Here is an 18159-nt window from a genome sequence, read left to right as displayed (position 1 = left end):
AATTTATCGTTTTTAAATGGTAATTTAAGACAAAAAAACAAAGGGTTGATGCTCCCTATTTAGAACATTCAACCCAGATTATTTATAAAACTTTTTGAAATTGGTTTACTTTAATTGGTCCCATACCTCTAGGTATTTCAACTTTCTCACATGTATCCGATTCAAGTGCTTCTGCTATATATTCAGCTGCAACGTTAGGATCAATAATATCTCCACAAGTATACACATCAATACTTGCATATCCATGCTCCGGAAAGCTGTGAATGGTTAGGTGTGATTCAGAAATAATAACTACCCCACTCACACCATGAGGAGCGAACTTATGAAATGCTACCTCCCGTATTTCAGCCCCAGCTTTTAATGCTGCATTTACAAATATGCGTTCAATTAATCCCATATCATTTAACTTTTCAATATTGCATCCCCATAGTTCTGCAATGACATGTCTTCCCATTGTATCCATAGGAATCCCCCTTTTATCAAATTTCTTCCTGCCATTCACTTCTGCCACGGGGGAAAGTTAGTCCGATGAGGTCCTAACCCTTTAAGCAGAACTAATACTATTCAGGAAGTACAACGAAAAGTATAAACGGTTTTTCCCACATTTGCAATATATTTTTAATAATAAAGAGTATTGATCATGATAATAAATTATCATGATCAATACTCTCAATAAAAGTAAATATTTAAGAGATTTTAACTTGTTTTTGGTGCAAATATGTTCCTACATATCTAGCTAAATCCACAACTCGTTTTGAATAACCCCATTCATTATCATACCAGGCTAAAACCTTTATTTTATTGTTTTCCATTACTATTGTAGACAAGCCATCTACAATTGCGGAAAATTCAGTTGTTGTGTAGTCAATAGAAACTAACGGCTCTTCAGTATATTTAATAATTCCATTTAATTCACCTTGCGCTACATTTTTAAATACTTTATTCACTTCTTCAACTGATACAGCCTTTTCCACATCCACCACCAGATCTACAAGAGAAACATTTGGCGTTGGTACTCGAAGTGCCATTCCATGTAATTTTCCATTTAAATGTGGCATTACTTCTCCAAGAGCTTTTGCAGCACCAGTTGATGTAGGAATAATAGACTGTGTGCAGCCACGTGCACGACGTAAATCCTTATGAGGATTATCAATATTTTTTTGATCATTTGTAAAAGAGTGTACTGTTGTCATTAGCCCATTTACAATGTTAAAATGATCATCAATTACTTTTGCTATAGGAGCCAAGCAATTGGTTGTACAAGAAGCATTTGAGATAACATCATCTTTATCCGGATGGTATGTTTCTTCGTTTACTCCCATCACAATTGTATTATCTACTTGCTTACCAGGTGCTGTAATAACAACTTTCTTCGCTCCGGCTTTTATGTGAAGGCCTGCTGTTTCCTTCGTTTTAAATTTACCAGTTGCTTCGATAACTACATCTATATTCAATTCTTCCCACGGAAGTTTTTCAGGTTCTCTAGAATTTACTATTTTAATTTGTTTTTGATTTATTTCCAGACCATTTTCAAGCGCTTTCACTTCACCTTGAAAAATCCCGTGGACACTGTCATATTTAATAAGATGGGCAAGCGTTTCCGGAGGATAGCTTGCGTTAATTGCAATAACCTCTAATTGATCATCATTAATCGCTTGACGAAATACCATTCTGCCAATACGGCCAAAACCATTAATAGCAATTCGAGTTTTATTCATTTAAGGTCCTCCTATATGTGTTACACTTATTTGTCTTTTATATTAATTAGTATAACATATTAAAGTTTAAATGTGACCTTTAATTTTGTTTTTAATGCATGTTTAAGTATTCATACAATTGCGTTAAATATTGACCTTTTTCTTTGTGTAAAACAAGCAAAAATGGATGTAATAAAAATGTTGAAGTATAAGTTTTCTCCCATAATTTCACTTTCTTCGCATTAGGAGAAAACTGCGACGTAGTGAAAACTTATTTCCCAATTAATATAAAATAGCTAAATAACACCGCTACGGAAAAATACTGCGCTACTATTTACTATTATACCTAGGAAGAAAAATTGCGTCTGCATACCCCAGCATATGCTGTGTACGTATTGATTGGAGCGGAAGGGGGCGACTCCTGCCGGAATAGCATGAAGCCACTGAAAAAGTCCGGTAAATTCTTGAGAAGGCTAGTTCCAAAAAATTACATCACCACTTTTTAGTCTATGAGTGGAATAAACTGGTTCTGGCTCTCCATTTATGCATATTATCAAAACAAAATTTTGGGATAGCGTCTTTTGAAAAACTTCTATTTTAGTAGAAAATGACTTTTTCAGCGGCCTCGAATAGCATGAGCTGAAGACCCTGCACGAAGCGTAGCGGAGGAAGCGGCTGAAGCCATGCCGGCGGAAAGCGTCCCCCTGCAGTGGAAATCAATGGGTCCATTCATCTCCTTAAAATGAGATAAACTACTACCAAGTTACGTCGCAGTTTATCTATTTTACGAATTACTTTAAACTCTATTTTCTTTCGACCACAAAAAAAAGCCGGGAAATCCCGACTTTTTAAATGACTTCCCAGCTTTTTAAAAGTTTCTCCAATTGTTCGTATGTTTCAAATTTCGACCCGTTATTATCTATAACAGCATCTGCTAATGCTGCTTTTTCTTTAACAGGCATTTGCGACCGAATACGCTGTAAGGCTTCTTCTGCAGAATAGTTATCTCTTTCCATTAATCGCTTAAGCTGTAGCTCTTCGTCTACATATACAACAACTGTTTTATCAACAAAATGAGTTAATTTACTCTCAAATAAAAGTGGGATGTCTAAAACTACACATTTAGAACCAGCTTGTAAAAAGCCATCTCTTCTCTGAACCATTTTCTCTCGAACAGCTGGATGGACAATACTATTCAACTTATTCCTTTTATTTTCATCAGCAAAAATGAGAGCACCTAATTTTTTTCTATCTAGAGATTTATCCTCTCTTAGAATGTCTTTTCCAAACGTATCAATGATTTGCTCGTAAGCTTTTTCACCAGGCTTAACGACTTCTCTAGATAGCTTGTCCGCATCAACTACAGGAATATTATAATCATCGAACATAAGAGAAACAGTACTCTTTCCACTTGCGATACTACCTGTTAAACCTATCGTAAGTGCCATCTCCATCCCACCTCCTAATTTTTTTGACATGTAGGGCAAATGTGTGTGCCTCTGCCGCCTACTTTCATTTTCACAATTGGCTTGCCACATGTTTTACATGGTTTATTTTCCTGCCCGTATACAAAGAGCTCTTGTTGAAACATCCCCATCTGCCCCTGCCCATTTACATAGGAACGAATTGTTGTACCACCTAGTTTAACAGCTCCTGCGAGCGTATAAATTGCAGCTTCCTGTATCGCCTTTATTTCTTTCTTAGTTAATTTACTTGAACGCTTTAAAGGATGAATACCTGCTTTAAATAATGTTTCATCCACATAAATATTACCCAAACCAGCGAGTATTGACTGATCCAGCAATGCTGCTTTTATCGTTCGATCAGTCTTTTTCAGCTTGGAATAAAAGTAGTCAAACGTAAAAGCATCTTCAAATGGGTCAGGGCCCAATTGGTTTAGCGGTTTCTCATTTAATTCTTCTCCAATAGGATACACATGCATTGTGCCGAATTTACGCACATCATTATATCTCAGCTCGTCACCATCCTCAAAATAAAAGACGATATGTGTGTGCTTTTTTACTGGCTCAATCGGTTTGTTTACACTATATTTTCCTTCCATTCTTAAATGGGAAACTAAATAGTAATCATCCAATTGAAATAATAGAAACTTCCCTTTTCTTTTTATATCACGAATGGTCTGACCAGAGAGAATATGCTTAAACTCCTCTACATCATCTGGCTGCTTAATAATTTTGGGCCAATATACCTTTACTTTCTCAATCTTTTTATTTAGTACTAAGTTTTTTAGTGTTTTTCTAATTGTTTCAACTTCTGGCAACTCAGGCATCTTAACTTTTCTCCTTACTTAGCATCGAACCAGCTATTACCGTAGGCATAATCTACTTTTAATGGTACAACTAAATCTACAGTATTTTCCATAATAGCAGGTACTATTTCTTTTAATTGTTCTAATTCTTCTTTTGGTGCTTCTATAATTAACTCATCATGAACTTGAAGTAGCATTCTAGCTTCCAAATCAGATTCCTTCAATTTTCCATCTAAATCTATCATTGCTTTTTTTATGATATCCGCAGCACTACCCTGTATCGGGGTGTTCATTGCAGTACGTTCTGCGAAGCTTCTTAAATTAAAGTTTCTACTCGTAATTTCAGGTAGATATCTTCTTCGATTCATTAATGTTGTTACAAATCCTTTTTGCTTAGCTTCTGAAATAATCTCATCCATATATTGCTTCACACCAGGATAACTTTCAAAATACCGTTCAATAAATTGCTTTGCCTCTTTACGGGTGATCCCCAAACTCTGAGAAAGTCCATAATCACTAATACCGTATACAATTCCAAAATTGACTGCTTTCGCGTGCCGCCGCATGTTTGAGGTTACTTCTTCTTTTTTTACATGAAATACGTCCATCGCTGTCTGTGTATGAATATCCAAGTTATTATTAAAGGCGTCAATCAATTTTTCATCCTTAGCAATATGGGCTAGTACGCGAAGTTCAATTTGTGAGTAATCGGCAGCAAACATAATCCAGTTTTCCTTGGCTGGTACAAACGCTTGTCTAATTTTCCTGCCTTCTTCCAGGCGTATCGGAATATTTTGCAGATTAGGCTCAATCGAACTCAATCTGCCTGTCTGTGTTAATGCTTGATTAAACCTCGTATGAATCTTGTGTGTTTGTTTGTCCGTAACTTTCATTAATCCTTCAATATACGTGGATTGAAGCTTGCCTAGTTGTCTATATAACAAAAGCTTTGGAATAATTTCATGCTCTTCTTCCAATTGCTCCAATACATCTGCAGCTGTTGAATAACCTGTCTTTGTCTTTTTGATCACAGGTAGCTGAAGTTTTTCAAATAAAATTGGTCCCAGCTGCTTAGGGGAATTTAAATTAAAGGTTTCACCGGCCAATTCATAGACCTCTTTCTCTAGATCAGTTAAACGTTGTTTTAAATTTGTTCCCATTTCTTCTAATTTTTCTATATCCACATGGACGCCTCTGTGTTCCATTTCGCCAAGAATCAAAGCGAGGGGCATTTCAAGTTCCTTACATAATTCATATTGCTGATTGTCTTTCAGTTGATCGTCCATCTTTTCTTTTAATGCAAATAAGGCATTTGTTTTTCTAACAATATGCTCAGCTAAGATTGCCTGCTCAGGTACTTTCCTTTTCGCACCCTTTCCATAAATCTCTTCGTCAAAGAATACATCTTTTTTACCCATCCGATGGGCAATTGCCGGTATTTCATGATTATTTTCCGACGGGTTTAATAAATAGGAAGTTAAAAGCATATCAAACTTAATTCCCTTGATATGGATGTTATGTCTTAATAATGACACCAATGTTTGTTTCGCATCGAAGACATATTTTTCTTGCTGGTGATTTTCTGCCCACTCTTTAAAGAAAGAAGACGTAAGCATTGACTCTACAGACAGAAAGTATGAACCTTGTTCATTCGTAATTCCAATTCCTTCAATATCTGCCTGATGATAGTTATCACCAAGCATCTCAACAACCAATGCTTCTTCTCCTGTTATCATTTCCGGAGTAAGATCATCTATAATTTGGTAGTCAATATCTTTAAGAACCTCTTTTTCCTTTTCTTCCTCATCGTCTAAGCCTCCTACCTTATCTAAGAGTGAATTGAATCCAAGGTCTTTAAAAATTTCACTAACCTTACTTGCCTCATATCCTTCATAATCGATATTTTCAAGTGAAATATCTATCGGTGAACTGCAATTAATAGTAACGAGTTCTTTACTCATAAATGCATCTTCTTTATGGTTAACCAATTTTTCTTTCAGTTTCTTACCACTTATCTCATCAACATGATCATAGACCTTTTCCAAGGTTTCAAACTGCTTAAGTAATTTTGTTGCCGTCTTTTGTCCCACTCCCGGCACACCGGGAATATTATCCGAGCTATCCCCCATCAATGCCTTTAAATCTATAATTTGCTCCTGAGTAATCTCCATTTTTTCTTTTAAGAAAGCAGGTGTATAGCTTTCCACATCACTAATACCTTTTTTCGTAAGGTTGACGGTTACCTTATCAGAAACTAGTTGTAACAAATCTTTATCACCCGAGATTACGGTAACATTCCAATTTTCCTTTTTAGCTTCTTGTGATAGTGTGCCAATAATGTCATCAGCTTCATAGTTCGGCAATTCATAATGGGAAATTTGAAAAGCATCCAGGACTTCTTTTAACAAAGGAAATTGCTCTGACAATTCTGGTGGAGTCTTTTGTCTACCACCTTTATACTCTTTGTAGGTTGCATGACGGAAGGTTGTCTTTCCAGCATCAAAAGCGACGAGCATATGTGTGGGCTTTTCTTCCTCTAAAATTCGAAGTAGCATTGTAGTAAAACCATAAACTGCGTTTGTATAAACACCTTTATCGTTATTTAATAATGGCAATGCAAAAAAGGAGCGATAGATAATACTATTGCCATCAATAAGAACTAGTTTATTCGCCATAAGCGTTTCCCTCCATCAATAATCTTTGTCTTTATTTTATCATTATGGAGGGATAAAAGAAAAAATAATAACGCATTCCACTAATAGCCTAAAAAGCGCGGTAAATAAATACAAAAGTGGTCCTTCTTAATAGTGTTTTTTCAGAATAAGCCTTATACAGTTCTGCAAAATTGTTTTTGAGTTTACTATTTCGGAAATTACCATAATGCTTGAACTAAAAAACATCCTCCAAGGAGGATGTTTTTTACAAAGGATTATCTTGTGGTAGAAATACTGTTATTGTTGTTCCAGTATCCTGTTCACTTTCTATTTTTATATCTCCATGATGCACTTCCACGATATGTTTTACTATGGCTAACCCCAATCCAGTGCCACCAGTATTCCTGCTTCTCGCTTTGTCCACCCGATAAAATCTCTCAAATATTCTCGGGAGAGCTTCTTGTTCAATTCCTATACCTGTATCTTTAACTTGGATGTAAAATTGTTCTTCTTTTGAACCAATGGAAAGACTTACATTGCCACCCTTAGGTGTATAGTTAAAAGCATTATCCAAGAGATTAATAATTACTTGCTTTACTCTTTCCTTGTCAGCCTCAAAAGTATTTACTTCTTGAATGTTTAAAGCTAAATGAATTCCTTTTTCTTGAGCTTGATGTTTAATTAATGGCGAGATATCTTCCATAAGTTGTTCAGCATCTATTTCTTCAAGATCTAATTTAAAATCTTCTTTTTCAAGTTTTGATAAGATTAATAAATCTTCTATTAGCAACTGCAAGCGATGACTTTCATTATAAATAATAGACAGAAATTCATTATGCGTATCTCCATCTGTCAACGGGGTTTCCATTAAAGTTTCAGCAAACCCTTTAATAGAAGTAATAGGTGTTTTTAACTCATGAGAGACATTAGCCACAAAATCCTTGCGCATGAGTTCAAGCTTTTTCATCTCTGTAATATCATAGATAACCAGAACTGCACCTTTAAGCATATTGCGTTCATTAAAAATAGGTGCACCAACAATTTCTAAATAAAACTTATCTTTATTCTTATAATTGGTGAAGGCATACTTTATGTTTTTTTCATATAAAAAAGCTTTTTGTACCGCTTCATGGATAACTTCATTTTCCAGAACATCGTAGTATAAATATCCACGGTAATCTTTTGGTGTACCTCCAAACATATCTATGATCTTTCGGTTCACCAGATGGATATAGCCTTTTGAATCGATTAATATCAATCCACTTTCGGTATTATCAATGACGGTAGATAATTGTTCTGATTGCATTTGCTCCTGTATGGACAGTTCACTTAGGTTTCTGGCCAAAGCATTAATCCTTTTACTTAGCTGACCGATTGTATCATTTACCGGATGATGGAATCTCGCTCTGTAATTACCCTTTACAATCTCATCAACTGTTTTTGTTGCCTTCTTAATGGGCTTCATATATTTATCATAGAAATGTAGCAAAAATAACAGAAATATAATAAATTCGATCAATAAAACCGCTATTAGTATAAAGAAGTTTTCGATAACCTGTGATAGAACAAAACCGGTAGTCGTTATCACTAACAGTATTCCAATCACATAGGAGATAAGCGGTTTTGAAAACAAAGCTCTCATGATGTTGGTACCTCCAATTTATAGCCGAGTCCTCGGATTGTTTTTATATAAGTAGGTTTTTTTGTGTCTGGCTCGATTTTTTCTCTCAGATGGGAGACATGCACATCAACAATTCGGGTATCGCCAACGAAGTCATAGTCCCATACTCCGCTTAGCAATTGATCACGGGAGATAACTTTTCCTTTATGTTTAGCAAGGTAATGCAGTAATTCAAATTCTTTTCTAGTAAATGTGATTATTTTATTGTACATTTCTGCCTCATAGCGTTCTGGATAAACAATTAAATCTCCTATACGAATCGCTTGAAATACTACTTTATCATCTTTATTTACTCTTCTTAAGATAGCTTTAACACGAGCAATAACTTCTTTAGGGCTAAAAGGTTTTGTTAAATAATCATCGGCCCCAAGTTCCAGTCCTAATACTTTATCGAACTCGTCATCTTTCGCTGTTAACATCAGTATAGGAGTATCAATTTTATTTGCCCGCAAATATTTACAAACCTCCATACCATCCATGCCGGGAAGCATTAAGTCTAGTATTATGAGGTCATATTCAGTTTCAGTTGCCTTGCTAACTGCTTCATTACCGTTATAAGCTACATCTGTTAGAAACCCGGCTTTCTCCATATTAAACTTTAATAAAGTAACAATTGACTTCTCATCATCAACGATCAGAACCTGCGGCTGCATTTCACATCCTCCATTTCTCCAAAACAACGGAATTTCTTTCGTTGACTCTATCTTACAATGAATAATGAGGAATGTGAACATAATAGCCATTTGTAAATTTTTTTTTACATAGAGAGGCTACATCTTTTTGCCTTATTCAGTTTCTAAAATATGAACGCCCATATACCACTTAATCCTCGTTTGGGATGAATTTAGTCTTCACTCTGGTATCATTGAAATTTCTAAACATAATTAAGTAGCAACAGTAAAGTAACCTGTTAAAAGAAATTTTCTAAAGAATTGGCTATTAGTGAGTTAGGTTTGTAGGAAGGACAAACCTGTACTTTTCCTTGAATTACAGTATCCCCTGTATTGTCAAAACCATTTACAGACATGGCTATCTGATGGTTTCCCTGATCAATTGCTATTATTTCAACGTGCAATTTTATTTCTGTATTATGGTGAACAATTTTAGGAAATGTCATTTCATGTTGTGTGATATGACTGCCAGGACCAGGCAAATGCATGGAAATCAAAGAGGAGATCATTCCAAAAAGCATTACAGATGGGACAATTGGCTTTTCATACGGTGTTTGTGACGCATAATCGTGTTGTATGTATAGCGGGTTGGCATCATCAGTTAATCCCAAATAGAGGAGTAAATCTCTATCATTAATCATCTTAACTGCTGTATAGCTATCTCCGACTTTCAAATCTTTTATCTCTTTTCCCAGCATTCTTTTTTTACCTAACATATTCCCCACCTCCATTAATGTAAGCGTTTTCTATTATATCAAAATCTTTGCTTTTTGCCTAATAAATATGTTTTCAAAAAAGTTTCTGTTCTTTTTGCATTGCCATATTGCATTTTCATTTTAAAAAACTTTGGACCGTAAATTCTAGATCAGTACTATATCTGAAAGTTCCGATATATGCATAAGAACTTTTCCTATCTTAAAAAAAGCCTGTACACCATTATGGAGTACAGGACTTTTTCATCTAAGTTATTTTAAAACGTTTAGAACATTTTTTACAGACTCTGCTGATTTATCTAAAGCAGCTCTTTCTTCATCTGTCAGGTCTAACTCAATAATTTCTTCAATGCCTTTTCCGCCTAATACAGTTGGTACACCAAGATAAATATTAGTATAACCATACTCACCTTCAAGATAAGCAATTGATGGTAATACGCGGCGTTGATCTTTAAGAATAGCTTCAGCCATAACTGTAAGAGAAGCGGCTGGAGCATAATAAGCACTTCCGTTTCCAAGCAACCCTACGATTTCTCCGCCACCCTTGCGCGTGCGATCAACAATAGCATCTAAACGATCTTTAGAAATTAATTTTTCTAAAGGTATACCTCCAGCATAGGAATACCGTATTAACGGTACCATATCATCACCGTGGCCACCTAAAACAAAACCCGTAATATCTTTTACAGATAAATTTAATTCCTGTGCAACAAACGTACGGAAACGAGCAGTATCCAGCACACCAGATTGCCCAATGACACGTTCTTTAGGAAAACCAGATTCCTTGAAGAACGTATAAGTCATAGCATCTACAGGATTAGATAATACGATTACGTACGTATCTGGTGAATATTTTTTCACTTCCTGTGCAACTGTCTTCATTATTTTAGCATTCGTATTCACCAAGTCATCACGACTCATACCTGGTTTACGTGCAATTCCTGCTGTAATAATAACCAGATCAGAATCCTTTGTTTCTTCATAATTGGATGTACCAATTATGTTTGCATCAAAACCTTGCACAGGACTAGCTTCTAGCATATCAAGCGCTTTTCCCTTCGTTGGATCTTCCATATTTGGAATATCTACAAGAACCACATCACCCAATTCCTTCTGTGCAAGCATTAATGCTGTTGTCGCACCAGTAAATCCGGAACCGATCACTGAAATTTTGTTTCTTTTAATAGCCATTTTGGAAATCCTCCTAATCTGGGAATATATTTAGTCCATATTCTTAATTAGCTCATCACCAAACTCAGAGCATTTTACTTCTTTAGCTCCATCCATTAAACGGGCAAAATCATATGTTACTACTTTAGATGCAATTGTCTTATCCATTGCTTTTGTAATGAGATCTGCTGCCTCTCTCCACTCTAAATGTTCAAGCATCAATACAGCTGAAAGTATTACAGATGATGGATTTACTTTATCCATGCCTGCATATTTAGGTGCAGTTCCGTGAGTTGCTTCGAAAATAGCATGTCCAGTAGCATAGTTAATATTGGCTCCTGGCGCAATTCCAATTCCACCGACCTGTGCAGCAAGCGCATCAGAAATATAGTCACCATTTAAGTTCATTGTAGCTACTACGTCAAACTCTTTTGGACGTGTTAAGATTTGTTGTAAGAAAATATCTGCAATTGCATCCTTAACAACAATCTTACCCGCAGCTACTGCCTCATCTTGAGCTTTATTTGCAGCATCTTTGCCATCTTTTTCTACGATACGGTCATATTCAGCCCATGTGAATACTTTGTCACCGAATTCTTGTTCAGCCACTTCATATCCCCATGCTTTAAAAGCACCTTCTGTAAATTTCATGATGTTACCTTTATGTACTAAAGTAACACTTTTACGGCCTTCATTTAGCGCATATTCAATTGCTGAACGTACTAGACGTTTTGTGCCTTCTTCAGAAACAGGCTTAACTCCGATGCCGGATGTTTCAGGGAAACGAATATTATTTACATTCATTTCATTTTTAAGGAAATCAATTACTTTTTTAACTTCATCAGAACCTTTTTGCCACTCAATACCTGCATAAATATCTTCTGTATTTTCACGGAAGATAACCATATCTACTTCTTCAGGACGCTTTACTGGAGAAGGAACACCTTCAAAGTAACGTACTGGGCGAAGACAAGTAAATAAATCAAGTTCTTGACGTAAAGCAACGTTTAAAGAACGAATACCGCCACCAATTGGTGTTGTAAGAGGACCTTTAATTGCAATTTTATATTCATTTATTTTATCAAGCGTATCTTTCGGAAGCCATTCGCCAGTTTTATCATACGCTTTTTGCCCTGCGTACACTTCCATCCAATCAATTTGTTTCTCGCCATTGTATGCTTTCTCAACAGAGGCTTCAATTACTTTCTTAGCTGCTGCCCAAATATCCGGGCCTGTGCCGTCCCCTTCGATAAATGGAATAATAGGATTATTAGGTACATTCATCTTACCGTTTTCTACAATGATTTTTTCTCCCTGACTCATAATAAAACCTCCTGTAAATTTATCTGGCTAATTATTTTACATTTGCCATTATAACAAATAGAGAATGTAAAGTCTTCATGCAGGAATAAACTGCATGATGTTTATATTATTTCTACAAAAGAGCATCCTAAAAGCCGGGATCACCGGCTTAACTTGACTGCTATTTAGCGCTGTTCAATGGAAACATATTCCGGTGATTCTGGACCTACATACTCTGCGCGAGGTCGAATTAACCGATTGTTATCGTATTGTTCCAAGATATGTGCGATCCAACCAGAAACACGACTAACTGCAAAAATAGGTGTAAATAGATCATGATCTATACCTAAGCTATGGTAAACCGATGCAGAATAGAAATCTACATTCGCCGGAAGTCCTTTATTTTCTTTAATATACTCTTCAATTTTAACAGACATATTATACCATTTTGATTGTCCTGTTAGTTCAGTTAATTGTCGAGACATTTCTTTTAAAAACTTCGCGCGAGGATCACCACTTCTATACACACGGTGTCCCATACCCATAATTTTTTCTTTGTTATTTAATCTCTCTTTAATATAAGGGATTGCATTCTCTTCTTCCCCTATTTCAGTAAGCATTTTCATTACTCGCTCATTCGCTCCACCATGAAGAGGCCCCTTCAATGCACCAATTGCTGCTGTGACTCCTGAATAAATATCAGATAAAGTAGCAACACATACTCTTGCAGTAAATGTGGATGCATTTAATTCATGATCTGCGTGAAGGACTAAAGCTTTGTTAATCGCTTCAACTTCTATATCTTCCGGCGCTTTGCCATTTAGCATATATAAGAAGTTTTCTGCATAGGAATATTCCTTTTTTGGTTGAACAGGATCTTTACCCTGTCTGATACGAGCAAATGCTGTCACAATCGTTGCAATTTTCGCTTGGATTCTTACAGCTTTTCGCTTATTAGCATCCTCTTCCATAACGTCTGCTTCTTCATCGTATAATCCGAGCAGTGATATCGCAGTACGTAATGCTGCCATCGGGTGAACCGTGGAAAGATCATATGACCGAAGATGATTAATAACAGCTTCAGGTAAGCTCATTTCAGCTGCCAAATCTGCTTTCAATTCATCTAATTCCGACTTATTTGGTAGCTTTTGATTCCATAATAAATAAACTACTTCCTCAAAACTAGAGTTTTCGGCTAGATCATCGATCTTATAACCAACATAAGTCAGTTGATCATCAATAATTGAGCTGATTGATGACTGAGTTGCTACAACCCCTTCAAGCCCTTTTGTTGTTGTCATAACAAACCCTCTCCTTTTCATAAATTGTTCATAGGATACTATCTATTCAAGACAATATATTAAAATAGTACATTGTCATCCCCCATGAACATTATAAAGTATAATGAGAACAATGTGAATTGAAACCGATTAAATTCATCAATTAATTTATTCAACCTACCTTATTTGCTAAAAAAATAGATATTTTCTTCAGTAAGTCACAGTTAAATATTAATAAATAATGTCCTAACCCTCTTTTGTGTCTCATATATATAGAAAAAATCTTCTATAAAATGGGGTTATTTTTATGTACAAGCAACTCTTTCCACAGATTGCAAGATTTCTTATTGTCGTTTTCTCAATACTCATTCTATATATCCTTATACGCTATACAGGCTCTATTCTACTTCCAATAATAATAGCCACCATTCTGGCTATTATTATTCACCCTTTAGTGAGTTTTATGGAAAAAAAACTTAAATTTCCAAGAATTGCAGCTACGTTTAGTGCTATTATATTAATATTTTTAATTATGATTGGAGGCATCTTTCTCCTTATTACAGAAGTTATTCAGGGGACAGTGTACCTAGCGGAACATGTACCTACATATTTTCGACAAGCAATACAGCAATTAAATGAATTTATTCAATTAAAAATTCTCCCTTTTTATGAAAAACTATTATCTATTTTTAATAGTTTGGAAAATGGGTATCAATCCGCTATTGAGGAATACTTGAAGCAAGCAACAAGTAGTATTGCTGAATCCGGTTCTGCCATTTTACAAGATCTGTTACTTAGAATTCCGTCCTATCTGACAATGCTCCCTGGCTCCATAACTATTATTATTTTTCTATTATTAGCAACATTTATTATTACTAATGATTTAAACAACCTTAAGAATATGGTAAGTAAAGCAATGCCAGTGCAGTTACATTCGATCATTCGAGAACTTATTACCCAATTTAAAAAAACTACCCTTGGTTTTATCAAAGCCCAAATAATACTTGTGATTATTTCCGCAATAATTATTTTTGTTGGTTTAACAATTTTAAATATAAAGCATGCTTTTACTATTTCCTTATTCGCAATCGTTGTAGATTTACTGCCCTATATTGGAACAGGGATTATTTTCATTCCATGGATTTTATTTTTATATATTACAGCCGAATATACACTTACTATTCGTTTAGTTATTCTATATATGATAGTGATTATTGTAAGGCAAGTTATCGAACCAAAAGTCTTATCATCGAGTATCGGCATACATCCGTTAGTAGCTTTAATAACCTTATTTGCAGGGGTTCAATTATGGGGAATTATGGGGTTTCTTCTAACACCGGTTTTTTTAATAATTTTAAATGTCATCTATCAGGCAGACATATTGAAAAAGGTGTGGTTATTTATAAGAAGCGGCTAGTACTACCACTTCTTATAAATAATTGTCTTATTTTCAACTAATCGTTTAAGTAATTTCTGAATACTGTCTCTGAACATTCCGCGTGTATATGGAAGCACAAGTAAAAAGCCAACGGCATCTGTGATAAAGCCTGGTGTGAATAAGAATACTGCTCCAGTAAAGATACAAATTCCATCCATGATATAAGCAGTAGGCATTTGTCCATTACTTATAGAGAGCTGGGCACGATTCCATGTTTCAATTCCTTGCTGTTTTGCAAGCGTAATACCGATAATGCCAGTTAATATTATTAAAAGGACAACCCACCACGGACCAATCAATCCGCCGATCCAAATAAACACACCAATTTCCAGGGCAGACAAAACTAATAAGGTTAGCATTAACCAACGCATAATCTCACCTCTTCTTTCTCTCAATAATGTAAAGAAAAAGAAGGGAAGCCCCTTCTTTTTCTTATAAAACCTTACAAGACTTTTGTATGGCCTTTGTAGATATCTCCTTTTGTCCCATCAACCGTTATATCTTGGCCATCCTTAATTGTATCAAATACTTCCTTGACACCAACTATGACTGGGATACCCAAACTTAAACCTACCACTGCAGCGTGGGAGGTTAGACCACCTTCTTCTGTAATAATACCTCCTGCTTTTTCAATAGCTGGCATCATGTCACGGTCTGTCCCATATGTGACAAGAATATCTCCTTCGCTCAACTTCTCGATGGCTTCTTTACTGTTTTTAGCAATCACTGCTTTTCCATAAGCAGTACGTCGGCCAATACCTTGACCTTTTGCGATGATATCTCCGATTACATGAACTTTCATAAGATTAGTTGTACCACTTTCTCCTACAGGTACACCAGCTGTAATGATTACTCGGCTCCCGTGTTCTACCAATCCAGTACTTAATCCACGGTCAATTGCTATATCAAGCATTTCATCAGTAGAATGAGCTTTGCCTCCCATTACAGCATGGACACCCCATACTAAAGAAAGTCTACGGTTAACGATATCAGAAAACGTGACAGCAATAATTGGCGCTTGTGGTCTGTATTTTGAAATCATGCGAGCAGTATGTCCACTTTCCGTTGGAGTAATTATAGCACTCACTGCCAAATTCATTGCGGAATGCGTTACTGACTGACTAATCGCATCAGTAATAGTCATGTCTACATGTTTCGACCGATCTTTTAAGATTGAATTGTGATCAAGCCCTGTTTCTGCCTTTACTGCAATATTATGCATTGTTTGCACAGACTCTACAGGATATTCTCCTGCTGCTGTTTCCCCTGAAAGCATAATGGCATCTGTGCCATCAAAAATAGCGTTGGCTACATCGGAAGCCTCTGCTCTGGTAGGACGAGGATTCCTTTGCATGGAGTCAAGCATTTGGGTAGCAGTAATAACCGGCTTACCTGCAGTATTGCATTTTTTAATTAATCTTTTTTGGACCAATGGTACATCTTCAGCAGGAATTTCCACACCTAAGTCGCCGCGTGCAACCATCAATCCATCACTTACCTCCAGGATACTATCTATATTATCTACACCCTCTTGGTTCTCTATCTTAGGTATAATATTAATATGAGTAGCTTCATGCTTTTCGAGTAACTCCTGTATTTCAAGAATATCAGATGGGCGTCTTACAAATGAAGCTGCAATAAAGTCAATGCCTTGCTCAATTCCAAACTCAATATCTTTTGAATCTTTCTCTGTAATCCCAGGTAAATTCACCGACACGTTTGGTACATTAACACCTTTTTTATTTTTAATTAAACCGCTATTTAAAGCTACTGTTTGTAACTCTTGGTTTTCCTGATCAATATCTTTTACCTCTAGTTCAATTAATCCATCATCCAAAAGTATTTTTGAACCAACATGTACATCGTTTATTAGTCCTTCATATGTTACTGAAAAACGCTCTGCAGTACCCTCTGTTTCTTTCATGGATACGTAAACAGTACTGTTTTTCTCAATATCCGCCTGACCATTTTTAAAATTACCTGTTCTTATTTCAGGTCCCTTTGTATCCAAAAGAATTGCTACAGTTTTCCCGGTATTTTCAGCAGCTTGTCTTATATTTTGGATTCTTGCTCCATGCTCCTCAAAATCTCCATGAGAGAAGTTAAGTCGGGCAACATTCATCCCTGCCTCAATTAACTTTTCCAATTTTTCTATTGTTTCGGAGGCTGGACCAATCGTACATACTATTTTGGTATTTCTCATGATAAACATCCTTTCCTACACCTGTTTAGATCGAAAGTTCTTGTGATAATTTGTACATATCTTCATTAATTGTATGTTGTTTTTTTAATACTTCGAGGATGTCGTGGTCAACTAAGTGATTGTTTTGAATACCGACTGTCCGACCTGCTTTTCCAGCTAATAATAAATCAACAGCATAAGCTCCAAGCCTGCTAGCTAATACACGGTCAGAAGCAGTTGGCGAACCACCTCGTTGAATGTGTCCCAATACGGTTACACGAGTTTCCAGACTTGTTGCTTGATGAATACGCTCACCATACTTAAATCCGGATCCAACACCTTCAGCAAGTACAATGATACTATGCTTCTTCCCTCTTTCACGTCCGCGTTGCAGCTTTTGAATGACTTCTGAGAAATCATCCTTTCGTTCCGGTATAAGTATACTCTCAGCTCCATCTGCCAATCCGGCCCATAAAGCCAAATCACCAGCATCACGGCCCATTACTTCTATTACATAGGTTCTTTCATGGGAAGTAGCTGTATCACGTATTTTATCAATAGCTTCAATAACAGTATTTAATGCCGTATCAAAGCCGATGGTGAAATCAGTCCCAGCTATATCATTATCAATTGTTCCAGGAACACCTATACATGGGTATCCTCTCTCAGTTAACTTTTGAGCTCCACGAAAACTTCCGTCCCCACCAATGACAATTAGTCCCTCTATCCCGAACTTTTCAAGTTGTTGAATTCCCCTTGCTTGGCCCTCAGGCGTTTTAAATTCATCACTTCTGGCAGAATAAAGTATAGTACCACCACGGTGAATAATATCACCTACAGAGCCGACCTCCATTTTAAATATATTTCCTTCCATAAGACCCTGGTAACCATATTTTATACCATACACTTCTAAGTCATGAAAAATTGCTTTTCTGACTACTGCTCTAATCGCAGCATTCATACCTGGCGCATCCCCACCACTAGTTAGAACTCCAATTCGTTTCATTATAAAATTCACCTCTGTTGAGCGGATTTTCTAGTTTAATGTTCCTTACTTAAAGATAAAACGAAAACGTTAAAATAGCAATCAATAGCATAATTC

15 protein-coding genes are annotated in these 18159 nt (G+C 36.1%); 1 reads left to right on the top strand and 14 read right to left on the bottom strand.

What is annotated here, in order from left to right; translation table 11 throughout:
* Window positions 1-82 precede the first annotated feature (82 nt).
* The 11 genes from speD to citZ all read right to left on the bottom strand — a co-directional run bounded on the left by speD (window position 83) and on the right by citZ (window position 13458).
* Window positions 83-463, bottom strand: a complete 381-nt coding sequence (speD, locus tag BME96_RS07750) for an adenosylmethionine decarboxylase (RefSeq protein WP_019376728.1) — start codon at window positions 461-463, stop codon at window positions 83-85.
* A gap of 223 nt (window positions 464-686) precedes the next feature.
* Window positions 687-1718, bottom strand: a complete 1032-nt coding sequence (locus BME96_RS07745) for a glyceraldehyde-3-phosphate dehydrogenase (protein WP_071648808.1) — start codon at window positions 1716-1718, stop codon at window positions 687-689.
* An 827-nt stretch (window positions 1719-2545) separates the two neighbouring features.
* On the bottom strand, window positions 2546-3145 hold the full coding sequence (gene coaE, locus BME96_RS07740; protein WP_071648807.1) for a dephospho-CoA kinase: 600 nt from the start codon (window positions 3143-3145) through the stop codon (window positions 2546-2548).
* A gap of 14 nt (window positions 3146-3159) precedes the next feature.
* A complete protein-coding gene (mutM, locus tag BME96_RS07735; RefSeq protein ID WP_071648806.1) occupies window positions 3160-3987 on the bottom strand; it encodes a DNA-formamidopyrimidine glycosylase in 828 nt (275 codons plus the stop codon).
* A 14-nt stretch (window positions 3988-4001) separates the two neighbouring features.
* Window positions 4002-6641 (bottom strand): DNA polymerase I, encoded by a 2640-nt coding sequence (polA, locus tag BME96_RS07730; protein WP_071648805.1) that lies wholly within the window; start codon window positions 6639-6641, stop codon window positions 4002-4004.
* A 244-nt stretch (window positions 6642-6885) separates the two neighbouring features.
* Window positions 6886-8262, bottom strand: a complete 1377-nt coding sequence (gene pnpS / locus BME96_RS07725; protein ID WP_019378613.1) for a two-component system histidine kinase PnpS — start codon at window positions 8260-8262, stop codon at window positions 6886-6888.
* Window positions 8259-8954: a response regulator transcription factor gene (locus BME96_RS07720; RefSeq protein ID WP_019378612.1), complete on the bottom strand. Its 696-nt coding sequence runs from the start codon at window positions 8952-8954 to the stop codon at window positions 8259-8261. The genes pnpS and BME96_RS07720 overlap by 4 nt, the downstream gene beginning before the upstream one ends.
* Window positions 8955-9211: 257 nt before the next feature.
* Window positions 9212-9688 (bottom strand): MaoC/PaaZ C-terminal domain-containing protein, encoded by a 477-nt coding sequence (locus BME96_RS07715; RefSeq protein WP_019378611.1) that lies wholly within the window; start codon window positions 9686-9688, stop codon window positions 9212-9214.
* A gap of 249 nt (window positions 9689-9937) precedes the next feature.
* Window positions 9938-10876 (bottom strand): malate dehydrogenase, encoded by a 939-nt coding sequence (mdh, locus tag BME96_RS07710; protein ID WP_019378610.1) that lies wholly within the window; start codon window positions 10874-10876, stop codon window positions 9938-9940.
* 30 nt (window positions 10877-10906) lie between these two features.
* Window positions 10907-12178 carry an NADP-dependent isocitrate dehydrogenase gene (icd, locus tag BME96_RS07705; protein WP_071648804.1) on the bottom strand — a complete coding sequence of 424 codons (1272 nt, stop codon included), beginning with the start codon at window positions 12176-12178 and terminating at the stop codon, window positions 10907-10909.
* 164 nt (window positions 12179-12342) lie between these two features.
* Complete coding sequence (gene citZ / locus BME96_RS07700) at window positions 12343-13458, bottom strand: citrate synthase (RefSeq protein WP_019378608.1); 1116 nt, start codon at window positions 13456-13458, stop codon at window positions 12343-12345.
* A gap of 286 nt (window positions 13459-13744) precedes the next feature.
* On the opposite strand from citZ, the gene ytvI reads away from it, so the two are divergent.
* Window positions 13745-14854 (top strand): sporulation integral membrane protein YtvI, encoded by a 1110-nt coding sequence (gene ytvI / locus BME96_RS07695; protein WP_071648803.1) that lies wholly within the window; start codon window positions 13745-13747, stop codon window positions 14852-14854.
* 2 nt (window positions 14855-14856) lie between these two features.
* Here ytvI and BME96_RS07690 read toward each other — a convergent pair whose 3' ends face one another.
* The 3 genes from BME96_RS07690 to pfkA all read right to left on the bottom strand — a co-directional run bounded on the left by BME96_RS07690 (window position 14857) and on the right by pfkA (window position 18063).
* Window positions 14857-15246: an FxsA family protein gene (locus BME96_RS07690; protein ID WP_060679178.1), complete on the bottom strand. Its 390-nt coding sequence runs from the start codon at window positions 15244-15246 to the stop codon at window positions 14857-14859.
* Window positions 15247-15317: 71 nt separating this feature from the next.
* Window positions 15318-17078, bottom strand: a complete 1761-nt coding sequence (gene pyk / locus BME96_RS07685; RefSeq protein ID WP_019378605.1) for a pyruvate kinase — start codon at window positions 17076-17078, stop codon at window positions 15318-15320.
* 25 nt (window positions 17079-17103) lie between these two features.
* Window positions 17104-18063 carry a 6-phosphofructokinase gene (gene pfkA / locus BME96_RS07680; protein WP_019378604.1) on the bottom strand — a complete coding sequence of 320 codons (960 nt, stop codon included), beginning with the start codon at window positions 18061-18063 and terminating at the stop codon, window positions 17104-17106.
* Window positions 18064-18159: the final 96 nt, after the last annotated feature.

It is taken from the genome of Virgibacillus halodenitrificans (assembly GCF_001878675.1).
Classification (GTDB): Bacteria; Bacillota; Bacilli; order Bacillales; family Amphibacillaceae; genus Virgibacillus_Q; species Virgibacillus_Q halodenitrificans.
This window is presented reverse-complemented; position numbering and strand designations above follow the sequence as displayed.

What these genes read in the sequence shown, in the direction of transcription:
- ytvI (WP_071648803.1), top strand. Translation starts at nt 13,745, where the DNA reads ATGTACAAGCAACTCTTTCCACAGATTGCAAGATTTCTTATTGTCGTT.
- mutM (WP_071648806.1), bottom strand. Translation starts at nt 3,987, where the DNA reads ATGCCTGAGTTGCCAGAAGTTGAAACAATTAGAAAAACACTAAAAAAC.
- polA (WP_071648805.1), bottom strand. Translation starts at nt 6,641, where the DNA reads ATGGCGAATAAACTAGTTCTTATTGATGGCAATAGTATTATCTATCGC.
- citZ (WP_019378608.1), bottom strand. Translation starts at nt 13,458, where the DNA reads ATGACAACAACAAAAGGGCTTGAAGGGGTTGTAGCAACTCAGTCATCA.
- pfkA (WP_019378604.1), bottom strand. Translation starts at nt 18,063, where the DNA reads ATGAAACGAATTGGAGTTCTAACTAGTGGTGGGGATGCGCCAGGTATG.
- BME96_RS07690 (WP_060679178.1), bottom strand. Translation starts at nt 15,246, where the DNA reads ATGCGTTGGTTAATGCTAACCTTATTAGTTTTGTCTGCCCTGGAAATT.
- mdh (WP_019378610.1), bottom strand. Translation starts at nt 10,876, where the DNA reads ATGGCTATTAAAAGAAACAAAATTTCAGTGATCGGTTCCGGATTTACT.
- coaE (WP_071648807.1), bottom strand. Translation starts at nt 3,145, where the DNA reads ATGGCACTTACGATAGGTTTAACAGGTAGTATCGCAAGTGGAAAGAGT.
- pnpS (WP_019378613.1), bottom strand. Translation starts at nt 8,262, where the DNA reads ATGAGAGCTTTGTTTTCAAAACCGCTTATCTCCTATGTGATTGGAATA.
- BME96_RS07720 (WP_019378612.1), bottom strand. Translation starts at nt 8,954, where the DNA reads ATGCAGCCGCAGGTTCTGATCGTTGATGATGAGAAGTCAATTGTTACT.
- icd (WP_071648804.1), bottom strand. Translation starts at nt 12,178, where the DNA reads ATGAGTCAGGGAGAAAAAATCATTGTAGAAAACGGTAAGATGAATGTA.
- pyk (WP_019378605.1), bottom strand. Translation starts at nt 17,078, where the DNA reads ATGAGAAATACCAAAATAGTATGTACGATTGGTCCAGCCTCCGAAACA.
- speD (WP_019376728.1), bottom strand. Translation starts at nt 463, where the DNA reads ATGGATACAATGGGAAGACATGTCATTGCAGAACTATGGGGATGCAAT.
- BME96_RS07715 (WP_019378611.1), bottom strand. Translation starts at nt 9,688, where the DNA reads ATGTTAGGTAAAAAAAGAATGCTGGGAAAAGAGATAAAAGATTTGAAA.
- BME96_RS07745 (WP_071648808.1), bottom strand. Translation starts at nt 1,718, where the DNA reads ATGAATAAAACTCGAATTGCTATTAATGGTTTTGGCCGTATTGGCAGA.